Origin of the sequence: Pseudomonas sp. NY15437, from assembly GCF_048068435.1 — a bacterium.
GTDB classification, from domain to species: Bacteria; Pseudomonadota; Gammaproteobacteria; order Pseudomonadales; family Pseudomonadaceae; genus Pseudomonas; species Pseudomonas nitroreducens_B.
Genome location: NZ_JBLUQC010000001.1, coordinates 251029 through 267623, shown reverse-complemented (window position 1 = coordinate 267623; position 16595 = coordinate 251029). Strand labels below are relative to the sequence as shown.

The 16595-nt window shown below is 67.9% G+C and carries 18 protein-coding genes; 9 read left to right on the top strand and 9 right to left on the bottom strand.

Annotation, left to right across the window (positions count from 1 at the left end; translation table 11 throughout):
• The first annotated feature begins 6 nt into the window (after positions 1–6).
• Positions 7–441: an acyl-CoA thioesterase gene (locus tag ACNFIA_RS01265; protein WP_416782597.1), complete on the top strand. Its 435-nt coding sequence runs from the start codon at positions 7–9 to the stop codon at positions 439–441.
• A gap of 370 nt (positions 442–811) precedes the next feature.
• Here ACNFIA_RS01265 and ACNFIA_RS01260 read toward each other — a convergent pair whose 3' ends face one another.
• Positions 812–1177 carry a hypothetical protein gene (locus ACNFIA_RS01260; RefSeq protein WP_416782596.1) on the bottom strand — a complete coding sequence of 122 codons (366 nt, stop codon included), beginning with the start codon at positions 1175–1177 and terminating at the stop codon, positions 812–814.
• A 271-nt stretch (positions 1178–1448) separates the two neighbouring features.
• Between ACNFIA_RS01260 and ACNFIA_RS01255 the strand changes: the two genes are divergently transcribed.
• Complete coding sequence (locus ACNFIA_RS01255) at positions 1449–1988, top strand: DUF2087 domain-containing protein (RefSeq protein ID WP_416782595.1); 540 nt, start codon at positions 1449–1451, stop codon at positions 1986–1988.
• A gap of 59 nt (positions 1989–2047) precedes the next feature.
• Here the strand turns inward: ACNFIA_RS01255 and ACNFIA_RS01250 are convergent, their stop codons facing one another.
• The 5 genes from ACNFIA_RS01250 to ACNFIA_RS01230 form a co-directional block, all read right to left on the bottom strand.
• The gene (locus ACNFIA_RS01250) at positions 2048–2482 is read right to left on the bottom strand and encodes a glycine zipper domain-containing protein (RefSeq protein WP_259758710.1); all 435 of its coding nucleotides are present in this window, start codon (positions 2480–2482) and stop codon (positions 2048–2050) included.
• A 121-nt stretch (positions 2483–2603) separates the two neighbouring features.
• Positions 2604–3101 (bottom strand): glycine zipper domain-containing protein, encoded by a 498-nt coding sequence (locus ACNFIA_RS01245; protein WP_259758711.1) that lies wholly within the window; start codon positions 3099–3101, stop codon positions 2604–2606.
• 433 nt (positions 3102–3534) lie between these two features.
• Positions 3535–5856 carry an FdhF/YdeP family oxidoreductase gene (locus ACNFIA_RS01240; RefSeq protein WP_416782594.1) on the bottom strand — a complete coding sequence of 774 codons (2322 nt, stop codon included), beginning with the start codon at positions 5854–5856 and terminating at the stop codon, positions 3535–3537.
• Positions 5857–5882: 26 nt separating this feature from the next.
• Entirely contained in the window at positions 5883–6719 is an 837-nt protein-coding gene (fdhD, locus tag ACNFIA_RS01235) for a formate dehydrogenase accessory sulfurtransferase FdhD (RefSeq protein ID WP_416782593.1), read from the bottom strand.
• Between the two features lie 93 nt (positions 6720–6812).
• On the bottom strand, positions 6813–7712 hold the full coding sequence (locus ACNFIA_RS01230; RefSeq protein WP_416782592.1) for a LysR family transcriptional regulator: 900 nt from the start codon (positions 7710–7712) through the stop codon (positions 6813–6815).
• Between the two features lie 146 nt (positions 7713–7858).
• Between ACNFIA_RS01230 and lysM the strand changes: the two genes are divergently transcribed.
• Positions 7859–8305 (top strand): peptidoglycan-binding protein LysM, encoded by a 447-nt coding sequence (lysM, locus tag ACNFIA_RS01225; protein ID WP_259758719.1) that lies wholly within the window; start codon positions 7859–7861, stop codon positions 8303–8305.
• Positions 8306–8357: 52 nt separating this feature from the next.
• On the opposite strand, the gene yrfG is transcribed toward lysM, so the two are convergent.
• Complete coding sequence (gene yrfG / locus ACNFIA_RS01220; protein ID WP_259758721.1) at positions 8358–9020, bottom strand: GMP/IMP nucleotidase; 663 nt, start codon at positions 9018–9020, stop codon at positions 8358–8360.
• A 126-nt stretch (positions 9021–9146) separates the two neighbouring features.
• On the opposite strand from yrfG, the gene nudE reads away from it, so the two are divergent.
• The 6 genes from nudE (at position 9147) to ACNFIA_RS01190 (ending at position 14459) form a co-directional block, all read left to right on the top strand.
• Entirely contained in the window at positions 9147–9713 is a 567-nt protein-coding gene (gene nudE / locus ACNFIA_RS01215) for an ADP compounds hydrolase NudE (protein WP_253442314.1), read from the top strand.
• Positions 9713–10531 (top strand): 3'(2'),5'-bisphosphate nucleotidase CysQ, encoded by an 819-nt coding sequence (gene cysQ / locus ACNFIA_RS01210; protein WP_259758724.1) that lies wholly within the window; start codon positions 9713–9715, stop codon positions 10529–10531. Before nudE ends, cysQ begins: the two co-directional genes overlap by 1 nt.
• A gap of 118 nt (positions 10532–10649) precedes the next feature.
• Positions 10650–11462, top strand: a complete 813-nt coding sequence (gene mutM / locus ACNFIA_RS01205) for a bifunctional DNA-formamidopyrimidine glycosylase/DNA-(apurinic or apyrimidinic site) lyase (RefSeq protein WP_054907793.1) — start codon at positions 10650–10652, stop codon at positions 11460–11462.
• A gap of 83 nt (positions 11463–11545) precedes the next feature.
• Positions 11546–12124: a lysophospholipid acyltransferase family protein gene (locus ACNFIA_RS01200; protein WP_416782591.1), complete on the top strand. Its 579-nt coding sequence runs from the start codon at positions 11546–11548 to the stop codon at positions 12122–12124.
• An 84-nt stretch (positions 12125–12208) separates the two neighbouring features.
• Positions 12209–12547, top strand: coding sequence for a multidrug transporter (locus ACNFIA_RS01195; protein WP_192432261.1), 339 nt, complete (start codon positions 12209–12211; stop codon positions 12545–12547).
• Between the two features lie 64 nt (positions 12548–12611).
• Complete coding sequence (locus ACNFIA_RS01190; RefSeq protein WP_416782590.1) at positions 12612–14459, top strand: Na/Pi cotransporter family protein; 1848 nt, start codon at positions 12612–12614, stop codon at positions 14457–14459.
• 28 nt (positions 14460–14487) lie between these two features.
• Here the strand turns inward: ACNFIA_RS01190 and ACNFIA_RS01185 are convergent, their stop codons facing one another.
• Positions 14488–16191: a gamma-glutamyltransferase family protein gene (locus tag ACNFIA_RS01185; RefSeq protein WP_416782589.1), complete on the bottom strand. Its 1704-nt coding sequence runs from the start codon at positions 16189–16191 to the stop codon at positions 14488–14490.
• A 123-nt stretch (positions 16192–16314) separates the two neighbouring features.
• A complete protein-coding gene (locus ACNFIA_RS01180) occupies positions 16315–16566 on the bottom strand; it encodes a YfhL family 4Fe-4S dicluster ferredoxin (RefSeq protein ID WP_207885708.1) in 252 nt (83 codons plus the stop codon).
• Positions 16567–16595 lie beyond the last annotated feature (29 nt).

Below are 16595 nucleotides of genomic sequence, written 5' to 3'. Positions count from 1 at the left end.
AACCCGATGAGCGAACAGCACCCCAGCCGCGCCGACTACGCACACTTCCAGCCGATCACCACGCGCTGGCACGACAACGACATTTACGGCCACGTGAACAACGTGACCTACTACGGCTTCTTCGACACGGCGGTGAACACCTACCTGATCGAGCGCGGTGGCCTGGATATCCACGAGGGCGAGGTGGTGGGCTTCGTGGTCAGCTCCAGCTGCGACTACTTCGCGCCGGTGGCCTTCCCCGAACGCATCGAGGTCGGCCTGCGGGTCGGCAAGCTGGGCAACAGCTCGGTGCAGTACGAGCTGGCGATCTTCCGCGAAAACGAGGAACTGGCCTGCGCGGCCGGCAAGTTCGTGCATGTGTTCGTGGACCGCGCGAGCAATCGACCCGTGTCGATTCCCCCGGCGCTGCGCGGGGCGATGGAAGTGCTGGTCCGCGGCTGATTCGCAGCGTTCTGAACGCCACCACCCTTGGGAGCGGGCGCTCGCCGGCAACTGCTGGCCGGCAACTCGTAGTTCCGACGCCAAGGAATTCGCGGACAAGGTCCGCTCCTACGTAAACGGAAGTCCCCGGCCGCCCTGTAGGAGCGGGCCATGCCCGCGATGCGCCGGCAGGGCCGGCGTTTCAGGTGCCCTGCCACCAGGCCGGACATTCGGGGAGCGCGCTGCCCGGTGTGGCCGCCCTGCAGGTGAACATCGGTGCCTTGCGGTTCGCGAGCAAGCTCGCTCCTACATTGGCTTCATCGTTCCCACACAGCCGACACAAACACCCGCATCGCGGGCATGGCCCACTCCTGCAGCGGCGGGCCTCTTCTCACCAGCCCATCGGATAATGCTCGATCCGGCACGGCCGGCTGTTGCCGTCGCCCTTGCAGATGCCGTCCAGGTACTGGTAGCGCATCCACACCCGTTGCCCAGGCGCCGGCCAGTGCTGGCGCGGGATGCGGCTCTGCCAGTCGGCGCTTTCCGGTTCGAAGGCGATCAGCTCGCCCGGGCTCGGGCACTCGGTGCCCGCGGCGCGCGGCTTGGCCGATTTCACCTGGCCTTCCAGCCCGCGCACGGGCAGCTTGAGCGCCGCGGTGATTTCCACTTCCAGCTGGCACACCTGCCAGTCCCCGGCATACGCGGCCTGCGCGGCGCGGAGCGTCAGCAGCAGGGCGGCGGCAGCGAGAGCTTTCACGAGCAACTCCTTTTTGGCAGTGATCCTTCCCCGGCAAGCCTATACCAGGCTCGCGAAATGGCACGGGGCTTGTCCCGGGCGCGGCGTCCGGCCTATGCTGGCCCTCGGTCGGCAGTTCACCCAGGCGTCGCCGCTCCGTATGGAGAGCGCTAAACCTGCCGCGCGGTTCCCCGCATCGTTGACGATCCGACACACTTTCCCCGTGCCGCATCGGAACGGCGACCCCCGATTACCTCCCTGCGAGGTCTTGGCACGCAACGAGGATTGCACTGTGTCCAGGCAACGCTTGCCCTACCACGCCCCCGACATCACCGCCCTGGCGAAATCCCTGGCGCGCCAGCTCGACGAAGCGCCCGAACGCCCAGGCCACGTCGAACTGCTCAACCTGCTCGCCCGCGCGGTGGGCTTTCGCAACTACCAGGCGCTGCGCGCCAGCCACCAGGCCCAATCCCGCCTGGCCCGCGAGGCCGAGCCCGAGGCGGTGGTGGATTTTCGCCGCGTCGAGCAATGGCGGCGCTACTTCGACGATGCCGGCTGCCTGCAGCGCTGGCCAAAGAAGCGCAGCCACCGCGAGGCCTGCCTGTGGGTCCTGTGGTCGCGGCTGCCAGCGCGCCAGCGCTGGAGCGAAAAGGAGCTCAACGCACGGCTGCGCGCCCAGGAGCGCCTCGGCGACCACCTGCTGTTGCGCCGGGCGCTGGTGGATGGCGGCTGGCTTGCGCGCACCGACGACGGCGGCGAGTACCGCCGCATCGAGCGGCGCCCGCCGGCGGAATTGAGCGCGTTGCTGTCCTGTCTGCCGGCCTGCGCCTGAACCCTGAACCCGGAACGAAAAAGCCCGCCAATAGGCGGGCTTTTTCACACCGGCATCCGTCAGTCGTCGTGATGCTTGTGCTTGTTCTTGTAGTGGCCTTTGCCCTTGTGGTGGCCGCCACCGCTGTGATGGTCGTCGTTGTTGTCATCGGCCATGTGGTTGCCCAGCGCGCCGCCGGCTGCGCCGCCCAGGCCCGCGCCAATGGCGCTGCCGGTGGAGCCGCCGACCTTGTTGCCGATCACCGAGCCGCCGGCTGCACCCAGGCCGCCGCCGATGGCGGCCTCGGTCTTGTTGCCGTTCTTCGCGCCCATCGCGCCGCCCGCTGCACCGCCTACGCCGGCGCCGATGGCCGCGCCGGTGGAACCGCCCAGGGCGCCGCCGACGACGTTGCCCAGGGCACCGCCGACGCCGCCGCCGATGGCGGATTTGGTGTCGTCGGCCAGGGCATGGCTGGCCAGCAAGGCCAGGGCCAGAACAGAGAGAGTCTTACGCATGTTGCGAACCTGAAGGTAGGAGTTATCGGGGGAATTGTCCCGCACACGAAACAGCCGGGCAATCAGGCCCGGCTGTCAGTCGTCGTTTCCGTGGACTGATCGCGGTCAGCAATGCCGCAGATCAATCCCAGTCGCGATGGTGATGCTTGTGCTTGTACCAGCCACGGTGGCGACCGTTGTCGTGCCAGCGGCGGTCGTAGCGATCGTCGTAGCGCGCGCGGCGGTAGCCATGGCGGTAGTCATCATCGTCGTCATCGCGGTTGTTGTCGGCGTAATGGTTGCCCAGCGCGCCGCCGGCACCGCCACCCAGGGCCGCGCCGATCAGGCCACCGGTGGTGCCGCCCATCTTGTTGCCGATCACCTGGCCGCCGGCTGCGCCCAGGCCACCGCCGATGGCGGCTTCCGTCTTGTTGCCGTGACGGGCACCGACCGCGCCACCGGCCGCACCGCCGATACCGCTACCAATGGCGGCGCCGGTGCTGCCACCGACCGACTGGCCGATGACCGAACCCAATACCCCGCCCAGGGCGCCACCGACGCCGGCACGGGTGTCGCCGTCCGCGTAGGCGGTGCCACCGACCAGCGCAAAGGACAACAGGAGCATCGAGGAGTACTTCATAGAGAGGATCTCTCTGTGGGGATGTTGGAAGCGATCCTCGGTTCGTGCGAAGGCTCTGACAAGGGGGTTCCGACGAGTAACACGACTTTCATCAAATATTGCAAGTATTTGATTTGTGGTCAGAACTTTTTCGATTTCAGGCGGTCTGAGTGTTGTTCCAGGGTTCCGTTTTTGCGGTGTTTTCGCCACAAATAGCCATTGAAATGATGGCTTTTCACGGAAATCACCCTGGCCCCTTCGAGTGTAGCCTTCATCCCCTTCCTACGTGATGCAAATCCGGCGGATTTTTCGCAGGATGCGCAGTGGCGCGTCCGCAGAAACGCTTCGCGAGCAAGCTCGCTCCTACGAAGAGCACGTCAGCCGGAGCTGTAGGAGCGGGCCATGCCCGCGATCGCGCGCATGGCCCAGTAAGGCGCATTGAAGCGTCAGGTCATCAGACGATCCGCAGACTCGGCCGCGCCTTCTCGAAGCGGATGGCGACGAACTTCGAGGTCGGCGTGTGGCTGCCCACGCCGTGGCTGTCCAGCGGCACCAACGGGTTGGTCTCCGGGTAGTAGGCGGCGGCCTGGCCGGCGGGAATGTCGTAGGCCAGCAGGGTGAAGCCGCTGACGCGACGATCCACGCCATCGGACCAGAGCGACACCATGTCCACCTTCTCGCCGGGCTCGAAGCCCAGACGGCGGATGTCCGCCTCGTTGGCGAACACCACCTCGCGGTGGCCGCGCACGCCGCGGTAGCGGTCGTCCAGGCCATAGATGGTGGTGTTGTACTGGTCGTGGGAGCGCAAGGTCTGCAGGATCAGGTGCGGCTCCTGGCCAGTCTCGCGGATCTTCGCGTGGACCAGGTCCGCCGGCAGCGGGTGGTGGTGGAAGTTGGCCTTGCCGCTGGCGGTGTTCCAGCGCCGCGCGCCGGCTGAGTTGCCCAGGTGGAAGCCGCCCGGGTTGGCCACGCGGCGGTTGAAGTCGGCGAAGCCGGGGATGGTGTCGGCGATCAGCTCGCGGATGCGGTCGTAGTTGGCGATCAGCGCGTCCCAGTCCACCGGGTGGTTGCCCAGGGTGGCCTTGGCGATCCCGGCAATGATCGCCGGCTCCGAGCGCATCTGCTTCGACGACGGCTCCAGCTGGCCGAACGACGCGTGGATCATGCTGAAGGAGTCTTCCACGGTGACCGCCTGCGGGCCCTCGGCCTGGCGGTCGATGTCGGTGCGGCCCAGGCACGGCAGGATCAGCGCATCGCGGCCGACGGTGAGGTGGCTGCGGTTGAGCTTGGTGCTGATCTGCACGGTCAGCGCGCAATTACGCAAGGCCTGGTGAGTGCGCGGGCTGTCCGGGGTCGCCTGGGCGAAGTTGCCGCCCAGGCCGATGAACACCTTGGCCTCGCCGGCGAGCATGGCGTTGATCGCCTCGACGGTGTTGTGGCCGTTCTCCCGCGGCACCTTGAACTGGAAGCGGCGCTCGATGGCGTCCAGCAGCGCCGCCGGCGGGCGGTCGTTGATGCCCATGGTGCGGTCGCCCTGCACGTTGCTGTGGCCGCGCACCGGGCACAGGCCGGCGCCGGGGCGGCCGACGTTGCCGCGCAGCAGTTGCAGGCTGACCAGTTCCTGGATGGTCGGCACCGAGTGATGGTGCTGGGTGATGCCCATGGCCCAGCAGACGATCACCCGCTCGGCGCGGCGGTACATGAGCGCGGCCTGCTCGATCTCCGCAAGGCTCAGGCCCGACTGCTGGACGATGTGCTCCCAGCTTGTGTCATCCACCACCGCCAGGTAGGCATCCACGCCCTGGGTGTGTTCGGCGATGAAGGCATGGTCGAACACTGCCGGCTCGCCCTTGGCCTGGGCCTCGCGTTCCCATTGCAGGAGGAACTTGGCGATGCCGCGCACGGCGGCCATGTCGCCGCCCAGTGCGGGGCGGAAGAACGCGGTGTTGAGTGGCTCGGAGCCATTGGTGAGCATTTCCAGCGCGTGCTGCGGGTGCTGGAAGCGTTCCAGGCCGCGTTCCTTCAACGGGTTGAAGGCGACCACCTGGGCGCCGCGCTTCACTGCTTCACGCAGCGGCTCGAGCATGCGCGGGTGGTTGGTGCCGGGGTTCTGGCCGAAGACGAAGATCGCGTCGGCGTGCTCGAAATCGTCGAAGGTCACCGTGCCCTTGCCGATGCCCACGCTCTGGCCCAGGGCGACGCCGCTGGCCTCGTGGCACATGTTCGAGCAGTCGGGGAAGTTGTTGGTGCCGAAGGCGCGGACGAACAGCTGGTAGAGAAAGGCCGCTTCGTTGCTGGCCCGGCCGGAGGTATAGAACTCGGCCTGGTGGGGACTTTCCAGCGCGTTCAGGTGCTGCGCGATGAGGGCGAAGGCGTCGTCCCAGGCGATCGGCTGGTAGCGGTCGGTGGCCGGGTCGTAGCGCATCGGCTCGGTCAGGCGGCCCTGGTATTCGAGCCAGTAGTCGCTCTGTTCGCGCAGCGAGCTGACGCTGTGGCGGGCGAAGAAGGCCGGGTCGACGCGGCGCTTGGTGGCTTCCCAGTTGACCGCCTTGGCGCCGTTCTCGCAGAACTTCACCCGGCCGTCTTCCGGGGAATCGCCCCAGGCGCAACCGGGGCAGTCGAAGCCGCCGTTCTGGTTGGTCTTGAGCAGGGCGCGCAGGTTCTTGAACGGCTGTTTGCTGTCCAGCCAGAAGCGCGTGACGCTGATCAGCGCGCCCCAGCCGGCGGCGGCGCCCTTGTAGGGTTGGTAGCGGGGATTGTCTTGCTGCAGGCTCATGGGATCTCTTTCGGGCAAGCGGGCGATCAGGCGGCGGGCGGCGCCGGGCTGTAGACCCGGGGCGCGCTGCGGTGGGGCAGGTGGATGAGGTTCAGCTGGTGTTCGCGGGCCCACTGCACGGTGAGCGCGGTGGGTGCGGAGAAGCTGACCAGGGTGGACAACCCGGCGCGCACGGCCTTGTGGATAAGTTCCAGGCTGCAGCGGCTGGTGACCACGACGAAGCCGCCAGCCAGCTCCAGGCGCTGGCGCTTGAGCGCGCCGATCAGTTTGTCCAGGGCGTTGTGGCGGCCGATGTCTTCGCGGCACAGGCGGATCTCGCCGGCGGCATCGACGAACAGCGCGGCGTGCAGGGCGCCGCTGCGGCGACCGAGTTCCTGCACGGCATTGACCCGTTCGCGCAGGTGTTCGAGGTGCGCGGCCGGTGGCAGCGGTGCCGCCGGCAGCACCGGCAGGTCGGGCAGCGCCTGGTCCAGCGCCTCGACGCCGCACAGGCCGCAGCCGGTGTTGCCGGCCAGTTGCCGGCGCTGGTCCTTGAGGGCCCAGAAGGCGCGGTTGCTGACCTGCACTTCGGCGGCGATGGCGTCGCCATGGGACGTCAGGCGCACGTCATAGATGTCGTCGATGGACTGGATGAGGCCTGCGCCCAGGCTGAAGCCGTGGACGAAGTCTTCCAGGTCGTGGGGCGAGACCATCATCACCGCCTGGCTGAGGCCGTTGTAGGCGATCGCCAGGGCAATTTCCCCGGCCAGCGCGGCGTGACCGGCGGCGCTCTCCGGGGTGAGTTCGGCGTAGTGGTAGCCATCGGCAGGCGCGACGGCGTCCCGGACCTCGGCGCCGGCCGGGCGGGGGATCAGGCAAGGCATGGGCTGAGCCCTATGGTTCTAGTAATGCGACCAGACTATGCCGATGCCGCGACAGCGTCTAATGACTGCTGTCGATGTTGTGATCGACGCGCTCTATCGGTCGCTGTCGGCGCTGCCCAGCAAGGCCGCCGCTTCGCGGAAGCAGGCTTCGGCCAGCGCCGAGCGCGGCTCGCTGCGACGCAGGATCAGCCCCAGCGGCGCCAAGGTGCGCGCGTCGTCGATCGGGGTCAGCGCAAAGTGCTGGCCCTGGGCATCCAGCCCGCTGCCCAGCGGCATGATCGCGCAGCACAGGCCGCGCTCCACGGCCTGCACCAGTTGGTGCACCGCGTCGGTCTCCAGGCGGGCCTGGGGCGCGAGGCCGCGGCTGCGAAAGCCATGGTCGATGGACTGGCGGAAGTGCATCCCGGAGGCCAGCAGCCCCAGCGGCATTTCGGCGAGGGCGTCCCAGCTCAGGGTCGGGCTGTCGATCTGGAAGTGCCGGCGGTCGTGCAGCAGGCCCATGCGCGTGGCGGCCAGTTCCAGGCTGTCGAAGTGCTCGCGGTCGAGGCGGTCGAGGTACGACAGGCCGAGGTCCAGCTGGTTGCGCCCCAGGCCTTCGAGGATGTTCTCCGAGCTCAGGGCGAACAGCTGGAAGCGCAGCTCCGGGTGGCGCTGGGCGAACAGCTCGATCAGGCGCATCGGGTCGAACCCCGCCAGTGGCACCAGGCCCAGGCGCAGGGTGCCGACCAGTTGCCCGCGGCAGGCGGCCGCCTCGGCATACAGCCCGTCATGGGCCGCCAGCAGGCTGCGCGCCCAGGCCAGCACGCGCTCGCCGGCCTCGGTGAACCCTTCGAAGCGCTGCCCGCGGCGCACCAGCTCCAGGCCCAGTTCGTCCTCCAGGCCGCGCAGGCGCATGGACAGGGTCGGCTGGGTGACATGGCAGCGCGCCGCCGCCTGGCCGAAGTGACGCGTCTCGTCCAGGGCGCAGAGGAATTTCAGCTGCTTGATGTCCATCGGCGGGAAGCTCCGGGGCGTTCTGTCGGGTGGCGGCGGATTAGGAGTTTTCCGTCAGGCGCCGCGGAAGACCCCGTCTAGACTCCAGGGGCGCGCGGTCTGCCCAATGCCGGCCGCCTGTCACTGTAACCGTAGGGAGGTTGGAAATGGGCATTTTTGCGTTCGTTAAGGAAGCCGGCGAGAAGCTGTGGGACAGCATTGTGGGCAACGAGGCCAAAGCGGCCGAGTCGCTCAAGGACCACATCGCCAATGTCGGCCTGGGCAACCCGAACATCCAGCTCAGCGTCGAGGGCGACAAGGTCATCGCCACCGGTGAAGTGGCCAGCCAGGAAGAGAAGGAGAAGATCCTCCTCACCCTGGGCAACGTTGCCGGCGTGTCCGGCGTCGAAGACCACATCACGGTGGCGGCTTCCGCAGCGCCGGCGGCCGAAGCGCGTTTCGTCACGGTGAAGAAGGGCGACACCCTGAGCGCCATCGCCAAGGCCGAGTACGGCAATGCCAACGCCTACATGAAGATTTTCGAGGCGAACAAGCCGATGCTCAGCCATCCGGACAAGATCTATCCCGGCCAGGTGCTGCGGATTCCGGAATAACGCCAGAGAGCCCGGCCCAGTGCCGGGCTCGCTGTTTCTGCATTCCCGTGCGTCACAATCCCTCGAGCAGCGCCCGGTAGTCTTCCTGGGCGGCGAATTCCTCGGTGTCCTTCGGCCCCTGGCGGCTGTCCGGCTGGCGCACCGCGAGCAACTGGGCAACGCCGAAGGTGCGCGCGGCCCGCAGGATCGGCAGGCTGTCATCGATGAACAGGCTGCGTGCCGGGTCGAAACCGACGTCCGCCTGCAGCGCCTGCCAGAACTGCTGGTCTTCCTTGGGGAAGCCATAGTCGTGGGAGCTGATCAGCCGGTCGAACCAGGGCGACAGCTCCACGCGCTGCATCTTCAGCGACAGCGAATCGCGGTGCGCATTGGTGATCAGCACCGCGCGCTTGCCGTGGCGGCGCAGCTCGGCGAGGAACAGGTCGGCGTCCGGACGCAGGGCGATGAGGTCGGCGACCTCATGCTTGAGATCCAGCACCGACAGCTTCAGCTCGCGGCTCCAGAAGTCCAGGCAGTACCAGTTGAGCTGGCCGGCGTGGTCGCGGAACAGCGGCAGCAGCTCGGCGTCGGCCTGGGCGCGGCTGATGCCGTGGTGCTCGGCGTAGCGCCGGGGCAGGTGTTCGAGCCAGAAGTGGTTGTCGAAATGCAGGTCGAGCAGGGTGCCGTCCATGTCGAGCAGCACGGTGTCGATCTGGTTCCAGGGCAGGCGTGGCATGCTGGGCTTTCGCAAAAGGGTGTCGCAATTGCGCCGTCCGCGGAAGGAATCGGCGCGATATCTGACACGGAGAATCGGAAAAGGCGGGTTATCATAGCCGACCCGGCCACCCCCAGGAGTCGCCCCATGCGTCAGAAACCTACGGTCCTCGCCCGAGAGATCGTTGCCAGAAGCCGGCTCTTCGCCGTCGAGGAGCTGCAGCTGCGCTTCTCCAATGGCGTCGAGCGTACCTACGAGCGCCTGGTGGGCAAGGGGCAGGGCTATGGCGCGGTGATGGTGATCGCCATGCTCGATGCCGAGCACGCCGTGCTGGTCGAGGAATACTGCGCGGGGGTCGACGAGTACCAGTTGTCGCTGCCCAAGGGCCTGGTGGAGCCGGGCGAGGACATCCTCGACGCCGCCAACCGCGAGCTGAAGGAAGAGGCCGGCTACGGCGCCCGCCAGCTCGAACACATCACCGAGCTGTCGCTCTCGCCCGGCTACATGAGCCAGCGCATCCAGGTGGTGCTCGCCCGCGACCTGTACGAGGAATCGCTGCCCGGCGACGAGCCGGAGCCGATGGGCGTGGACAAGATCAACCTGCGCGAGCTTTCCAGCCTCGCGCAGAATGCCCAGTTCAGTGAAGGACGGGCTTTGGCCGCGCTCTACCTGGTGCGCGACCTGCTGACCCAACGAGGGGAATTCCAGCCGTGATGAATGCATTTCTGCCTGCCGTGATCGACCTGGTGCACAAGGCGGGCGATGTCATCCTGCCGTTCTGGCGCGGTGACCTGGACGTGCAGAGCAAGTCCGACGAGTCGCCGGTGACCGCCGCCGACCTGGCCGCCCACCGCCTGCTGGCCGACGGCCTGCGCGCCCTGGCGCCGGACGTGCCGGTGCTGTCCGAGGAGGACTGCAACATTCCGCTGGAGCGTCGCGCCCAATGGAGCCGCTGGTGGCTGGTGGACCCACTGGACGGCACCAAGGAGTTCATCTCCGGCAGTGACGAGTTCACCGTCAACGTCGCGCTCATCGAGCAGGGCCGCGTGGTCTTCGGCGTGGTCGGGATTCCCGCCAGCGGCCGCTGCTACTACGGCGGCAACGGCCTGGGCGCCTGGCGCGAGGAGCGCGGCGGCGAGCCCGAAGCCATCGAAGTGCGCAGCGAGCCGGACGACGTCTTCACCGTGGTGGCCAGCAAGCGCCACTCCAGTCCGCAGCAGGAAAGCCTGCTGGCCGGCCTGGCGCAGCGTTTCGGCGACCTGAACCTGGCCAACATCGGCAGCTCGCTGAAGTTCTGCCTGCTGGCCGAAGGCTCGGCGGACTGCTACCCGCGCCTGGCGCCGACCAGCCAGTGGGACACCGCCGCCGCCCAGGGCGTGCTGGAAGGCGCCGGCGGCGAGGTGCTGGACGTACAGGGCGAGCCTTTCACCTACGAAGCGCGCGAGGGTTTCCTCAACACGTCCTTCCTCGCGCTGCCCAAGGATGCGGCCTGGCGCGGCGACCTGATCCAGCTTGCCCGCACGCTGGATTGACCTTATCCCCTTTGCAGGAGCGAGCTTGTTCGCGAACGCTCTGTGCATCGGAGTTGCCGGTCAACTCTTTCGCGAGCAAGCTCGCTCCTACAGCAAAGCTCCTACGCAGTTGTGATCCATGCCTGAATTACCTGAAGTCGAAACCACCCGCCGGGGCATTGCGCCCCATCTCGAAGGCCAGCGTGTCAGCCGCGTGGTCGTCCGCGAGCGCCGCCTGCGCTGGCCGATCCCGGAGGATCTGGACGTGCGCCTGTCCGGGCAGCGCATCGTGCAGGTGGAACGGCGCGCCAAGTACCTGCTGCTCAATGCCGAGGTGGGGACGCTGATCAGCCACCTGGGCATGTCCGGCAGCCTGCGCCTGGTGGAGTGCGGCACGCCGGCGGCGCGCCACGAACACGTGGATATCGAGCTGGAATCGGGCATGGCGCTGCGCTACACGGACCCGCGTCGCTTCGGCGCGCTGCTCTGGAGCCTGACGCCCCTGGAGCACGAGCTGCTGCGCCACCTGGGCCCCGAGCCGCTGACCGATGCGTTCGAGGGCGAGCGCCTGTTCCAGCTGTCACGCAACCGCAGCATGGCGGTGAAGCCCTTCATCATGGATAACGCGGTGGTGGTCGGGGTGGGCAACATCTACGCCACCGAGGCGCTGTTCGCCGCCGGCATCGACCCGCGCCGCGAGGCGGGGACGATCTCGCGGGCGCGCTACGTGAAGCTCGCCCAGGAGATCAAACGCATCCTCGCCATCGCCATCGAGCGCGGCGGCACCACGCTGCGCGACTTCGTCGGCGGCGACGGCCAGCCGGGCTACTTCCAGCAGGAGCTGTTCGCCTACGGGCGTGGCGGCGAGCCGTGCAAGGTCTGCGGCTCGACCCTGCGTGAGGTGCGTCTCGGCCAGCGCGCCAGCGTCTACTGTCCGCGCTGCCAGCGCTGACGCCGCCGGCGCGCGCCGGTACGCTGCGCCCCCAACTGCCCATAACAACAATGGCCCCCGACGAGGGGCCTTCCAGGTGACCCATGTCCGGCAATTATCTGCCCCGTAATCCGTTCGCCGAGGCGCTCGGCCACTGCATGCTGCGCGTGGCCGGCTGGCGCATCGACGGCGCGCTGCCGCCACTGGACAAGTTCGTGGTGATCGGCGCGCACCACACCTCCAACTGGGATTTCGTCCTGTTCCTGGCGGCCAAGTTCGTCCTGCGCCTGAACGCCCGCTGGTTCGGCAAGCACACGATTTTCCGCGCGCCCTTCGGCGGCCTGCTGCGCCGCTGGGGCGGCATCCCGATCCAGCGCCACCTCAAGCTCAACACCGTGGACCAGGCGATCCAGGCCTTCGCGGACAGCCGCGAGATGATGCTGATCCTCTCCCCGGAGGGCACGCGCAAGAAGGTCGAGCGCTGGAAAATGGGCTTCTACCACATCGCCCGTGGCGCGGGCGTGCCCATCGTGCTGGCAGCGCTGGACTACCCCGGCCGGCGCATCGTCATCGGCGAGCCGTTCTGGCCCACCGGCGACGAAGCCGCCGACCTGCGCCGGATGCTGGCGTTCTACCGGCCGTTCGTGCCGAAAAAGCCGGAATACGCATTCTTCGGCGATTGAAGGCTGTCACGCGACAAGTCATGGAGCGCTGTTATAGTTATGGCAGTCTGCCTGCCCCAACTACACAAAAAAGGACTTCCCTCCATGACCCTGTTCCGCACCGCCGCCACTGCAATGGCACTGGTCTGTGCATTTTCGGTGCTGCCGGCTGTTGCTCAGGAAGAAGTGAGCAACGTCAGTGGCGACCCGACCTACGTCGTCTCGGCCCCGCCGTTCTATTCGATGCTCGGTGACCTGCTGATCGCGCGCCCGCTGCTGATCGCCGCCACCGTGGTCGGCACCGCCGCCTTCGTGGTCACCCTGCCGTTCAGCGCGGCCGGTGGCAACGTCAAGGAAGCCGGTCAGGCGCTCGTGGTCGATCCGGGCAAGGCCGCCTTCGTGCGCTGCCTGGGCTGCACCACCAGCGGCTACAAGAAGGACTGATCGGCCGCGGCGGCATGGCCGCCTCGCCCGCCCGGTTTGCCGGGTAAAACGCCGTGGGTAGCCGATGAACCTGACCGCGCTGAAGAAGCACCTGCGGCCGCTGCTTCTGCTGCTGGTCGCCCTCGTCCTGGGCTATACCTTCTGGTCCAGCGCCGGTCTGCTGCAGTTGGGGGCGGGCCTGGCGCTGTTCCTGTTCGGCATGCAGTGCCTGGAAGAGGGCCTGCGTGACCTGGCCGGCAGCCAGCTCGAACGCTGGCTGGAGAAAAGCACCGCCACCCGCGGCAAAAGCCTGCTGTTCGGCCTGGTCGGCACTTTCCTGCTGCAATCCTCCACCCTGGTTTCCCTGCTCACCATCGCCTTTATCAGCACCGGGCTGATCCAGTTGGCGGGTGGCATCGCCATCCTGTTCGGCGCCAACCTGGGCGCCACCAGCGGCATCTGGCTGCTGGCGCTGGCCGGGCAGAATCTCAGCCTCAGCCCGTTGGCGCTGCCGCTGCTGGTATTCGGCGTGCTGATGGGCTTCAACGGCCCCAAGAGCAAGGCCGCCGGGCGCATCCTGCTTGGGATCGCCTTCATTTTCCTGGGCATCGACCAGATCAAGGAGGGCTTCGGCAGCTTCGGCGACGCCATGGACATGAGCGAGCTGCGCTATGACGGCATGCTCGGCGCGCTGCTCTTCGTCACCTTCGGCATCCTCATCACCGTGGTGCTGCAGTCCAGCCACGCGACCCTGATGCTGACCCTCGCGGCCCTCGCCGGCGGCCAACTGGAGCTGGGCCAGAGCCTGGCGATCGCCATCGGCTCCAACGTCGGCAGCAGCGTGACCACGGCGTTCGTCGGCTCCCTGGGCGGCAACCGCAGCGGCCAGCGCTTGGCTCTCGCGCACGTGCTGTTCAACGTGGTGACGGGTGTGCTGGCGTTCTTCCTGCTCGCGCCGCTGACCTGGCTGGTGCACTGGCTGGTGACGCCGCTGGGGCTGGCGGACAACCCGATGATCCAGCTGGCGCTGTTCCACACCCTGTTCAATGGCATGGGCGTGGCGCTGTTCTGGCCGCTGCAGGGCGCGCTGGCCAATGCACTGGTGCGCTGGCTGCCGGAGGTGGAGGAGCCGGCCGTGCTGATCACCGACATGGCGCCGGCCTTGCCGGTCATCGAGCGCACCCATGCGCGCTACCTCAACGAGCGCGCGCTGGACTCCGCCGATGCCGCCGCCAGCGCGGTGTTGCAGGAACTGCGGCACCTGGCGCGGCTGAGCATCGAGGTGATCTGTCACGCGCTGTACCTGCCGGTGGACATGCTCACCCAGGCACGCATCGACGAAGGCGAGCTGCACGCCGCGCCGGACCGCCATGCGCTGGGCGCGGAGGTGCTTTACCAGCGCCATATCAAGGGAGTCTACGGTGACCTGCTGAGCTTCATGAGCCGCCTGGAAGTGCCCCTGGACGAGGAACACCAGCGCTTCTGGCTGTCCTGCCAGGTGGCGGCGTTGCAGCTGGTGGATGCGGTGAAGGACGCCAAGCACCTGCAGAAGAACCTCGGCCAGGCGTTGCACGGCGAGCCCTCCGGGCTGCGCGACACCTACGTCGAGCTGCGCCGGCACCTGATTGCCATGCTGCGCGAGGTGCGCGCGCTCGGATCGTTGCTGGGTGGGGACCTGCCGGAGGAGGCGCTGGTGGCGCGCCTGCAATTGCTCGACGAGAGCGCGGCGGCATTCGACGCGGCGTTCCGCCAGCGCCTGTTCGCCGCGGTGCGCCGGCAGGAACTGGATGGCCTGCAGATGAGCTCGCTGATGAACGACCTGGGCTACGTCAGCCGGATCATCCAGAGCCTGCGCAACGTGCTGCAGCTGGGCACCGAACATGGTCTGTTCAATGCCCCCGGGGATGACGCGCCGGCGCTCATTCTTTCCTGATCAGCACAGCCCGATCAGTCAATGCCGCTCAGCGCAGCGGCGCCGCCAGCTCGGTTGCCAGTCCGATGCCGCGGGAGTCGCTGGCGGACTGCACCTCGCCGGATTTCTTGTTCCACAGCAGCACCTGCTGGTTGCCGTAGGCGCGCCCGACGTCCTTGAGCGTGTAGCCACGGCGTTGCAGGTCGGCCATCTCGGCGGCGCTGAAGGCGCGCGGCTCGTGCTCGATCACGTCGGGCAGGAACTGGTGGTGGTAGCGCGGCGCGGCGACCCAGCGCTGCACCGGCTTGCCGTCCAGGTACTCCAGCATCGCCAGCAGCACCATGCTGGGAATCCGGCTGCCGCCCGGCGTGCCGAAAGCGGCCAGTTCGCTGGGGCTTTCGATGAAGCTCGGGCTCATGCTCGACAGCGGGCGCTTGCCCGCGGCCACCGCGTTGGCCTGGCTGCCGGCCAATTGATAGGCGTTGGCGCCGCTGACGTCGGTGGCGAAGTCGTCCATCTCGTCGTTGAGCAGCACGCCGGTGCCCGGCACGGTGAAGGCGGCGCCGAACGGCAGGTTGACCGAGAGGGTGGCGGCCACGGCGTTGCCGTCGGCGTCCATGACCACGAAATGGGTCGTGTGGTCGCCCTCGCGCCAGGCCGGCGCCGGCGGCAGGGAGGAACTGGGCGTGGCGCGCTGCGGGTCGATGCCGGCGGCCAGGCGCTTGAGGTAGTCCGGGGCGAGCAACTGGTTGACCGGGTTGGCGACGCGATCCGGGTCGCCCAGCAGGCCGCGGTCACGGTAGGCGCGGCGCAGGGCTTCCACCACGTAATGCGCGCGCTGCACCGGCTCGGCCTTCTGCCAGGGCAGTTGCTGCAGCATGCCCAGGCTCTGCGCCAGGGCCACGCCGCCTGCGGAGGGCGGCGGGGCGCTGATCAGTTCGCGGCCGTCGGCCAGCGGGTAGCGCAGCGCGGGGCGTTCCACGGTGCGGTAGCTGGCGAGGTCTTCCAGGCTCCACACCCCGCCGGCGGCGCGCACGCCGTCCACCAGCTTCTGCGCGGTCTCGCCTTCGTAGAAGCCGATGCGGCCGTAGCGCGCCAGCTTCTCCAGGGTGTTGGCCAGCTGCGGCTGGCGCATCAGGCTGTACTCCTCGGGGAGGTTGCCCTGGTCGAGGAAGATGCGCGCGGTCTCGCGGTCCTTGCGCATGGCGTCCAGACGCCAGGAGGCGCGGTCGATATAGACGCGGTCGATGGACACGCCATCGGTGGCCAGGCGGATCGCCGGCACGAGGTTGTTCGCCAGGGTCTTGCGGCCATAGCGGCTGCTGATGTCCGCCAGGGCGGCGGGCAGGCCGGGGATGCCGGCGGCCAGCGGGCCGTTGAGCGACAGCTGCGGGTCGACCTTGCCGTTGCGCTCGTACATCCGCGCGTGGGCGGCCAGCGGCGCGCGCTCGCGGGCATCGATGAAGTGGTAGGTCGGCGGGCTGCCGGCCTTGCGCAGCAGGAAGAAGCCGCCGCCGCCCAGGCCCGAGCCATAGGGCTCGGCCACCGCCAGCGCGGCGGCGATGGCCACGGCGGCGTCGAAGGCGTTACCGCCGTCGGCGAGGGTCTCCAGACCGGCCACGGTCGCCGAGGGGTGCGCGCTGGCGACGCTGGCCTGGGCCGGATGTTCCGCGGCATGCAGGGCGAAGCTCAGCAGCAGGAGGCTGCACAGGCCGAGCAGGGAGGCGCGGGAGCGGGAGTTCAACAGGGACATGGCATCTCACGAACCGCCGGCAGGGCCGGCTGGAAAACCAAACGGGGCGAAGGTGGAGGATAGACAATCCACAACGCCGCGGGTTTGTGAGAACTCAATGAAAAAGTGTCGAAACGCGCGACGTCAGGCTTTGCCGGTGAGCTTCTTGTACTTTTCCATCAGTTGCTCCTTGCTCTCGACGTTGTTTTCGTCGAGGGGGATGCAGTCGACCGGGCAGACCTGCTGGCATTGCGGCTCGTCGTAGTGGCCGACGCATTCGGTGCACAGGTTCGGGTCGATGACGTAGATCTCCTCGCCCTGGGAGATCGCGGCATTGGGGCACTCGGGTTCGCAGACGTCGCAGTTGATGCAATCGTCAGTGATTTTCAGGGACATCGAACAACTCCAACCAAGGCGGCAGCCGT

What these genes read in the sequence shown, in the direction of transcription:
- ACNFIA_RS01250 (WP_259758710.1), bottom strand. Translation starts at nt 2,482, where the DNA reads ATGCGTAAGACTCTCTCTGTTCTGGCCCTGGCCTTGCTGGCCAGCCAT.
- ACNFIA_RS01180 (WP_207885708.1), bottom strand. Translation starts at nt 16,566, where the DNA reads ATGTCCCTGAAAATCACTGACGATTGCATCAACTGCGACGTCTGCGAA.
- ACNFIA_RS01195 (WP_192432261.1), top strand. Translation starts at nt 12,209, where the DNA reads ATGACCCTGTTCCGCACCGCCGCCACTGCAATGGCACTGGTCTGTGCA.
- mutM (WP_054907793.1), top strand. Translation starts at nt 10,650, where the DNA reads ATGCCTGAATTACCTGAAGTCGAAACCACCCGCCGGGGCATTGCGCCC.
- ACNFIA_RS01240 (WP_416782594.1), bottom strand. Translation starts at nt 5,856, where the DNA reads ATGAGCCTGCAGCAAGACAATCCCCGCTACCAACCCTACAAGGGCGCC.
- cysQ (WP_259758724.1), top strand. Translation starts at nt 9,713, where the DNA reads ATGAATGCATTTCTGCCTGCCGTGATCGACCTGGTGCACAAGGCGGGC.
- ACNFIA_RS01190 (WP_416782590.1), top strand. Translation starts at nt 12,612, where the DNA reads ATGAACCTGACCGCGCTGAAGAAGCACCTGCGGCCGCTGCTTCTGCTG.
- nudE (WP_253442314.1), top strand. Translation starts at nt 9,147, where the DNA reads ATGCGTCAGAAACCTACGGTCCTCGCCCGAGAGATCGTTGCCAGAAGC.
- fdhD (WP_416782593.1), bottom strand. Translation starts at nt 6,719, where the DNA reads ATGCCTTGCCTGATCCCCCGCCCGGCCGGCGCCGAGGTCCGGGACGCC.
- ACNFIA_RS01265 (WP_416782597.1), top strand. Translation starts at nt 7, where the DNA reads ATGAGCGAACAGCACCCCAGCCGCGCCGACTACGCACACTTCCAGCCG.
- ACNFIA_RS01200 (WP_416782591.1), top strand. Translation starts at nt 11,546, where the DNA reads ATGTCCGGCAATTATCTGCCCCGTAATCCGTTCGCCGAGGCGCTCGGC.
- ACNFIA_RS01230 (WP_416782592.1), bottom strand. Translation starts at nt 7,712, where the DNA reads ATGGACATCAAGCAGCTGAAATTCCTCTGCGCCCTGGACGAGACGCGT.
- lysM (WP_259758719.1), top strand. Translation starts at nt 7,859, where the DNA reads ATGGGCATTTTTGCGTTCGTTAAGGAAGCCGGCGAGAAGCTGTGGGAC.
- ACNFIA_RS01245 (WP_259758711.1), bottom strand. Translation starts at nt 3,101, where the DNA reads ATGAAGTACTCCTCGATGCTCCTGTTGTCCTTTGCGCTGGTCGGTGGC.
- yrfG (WP_259758721.1), bottom strand. Translation starts at nt 9,020, where the DNA reads ATGCCACGCCTGCCCTGGAACCAGATCGACACCGTGCTGCTCGACATG.
- ACNFIA_RS01185 (WP_416782589.1), bottom strand. Translation starts at nt 16,191, where the DNA reads ATGTCCCTGTTGAACTCCCGCTCCCGCGCCTCCCTGCTCGGCCTGTGC.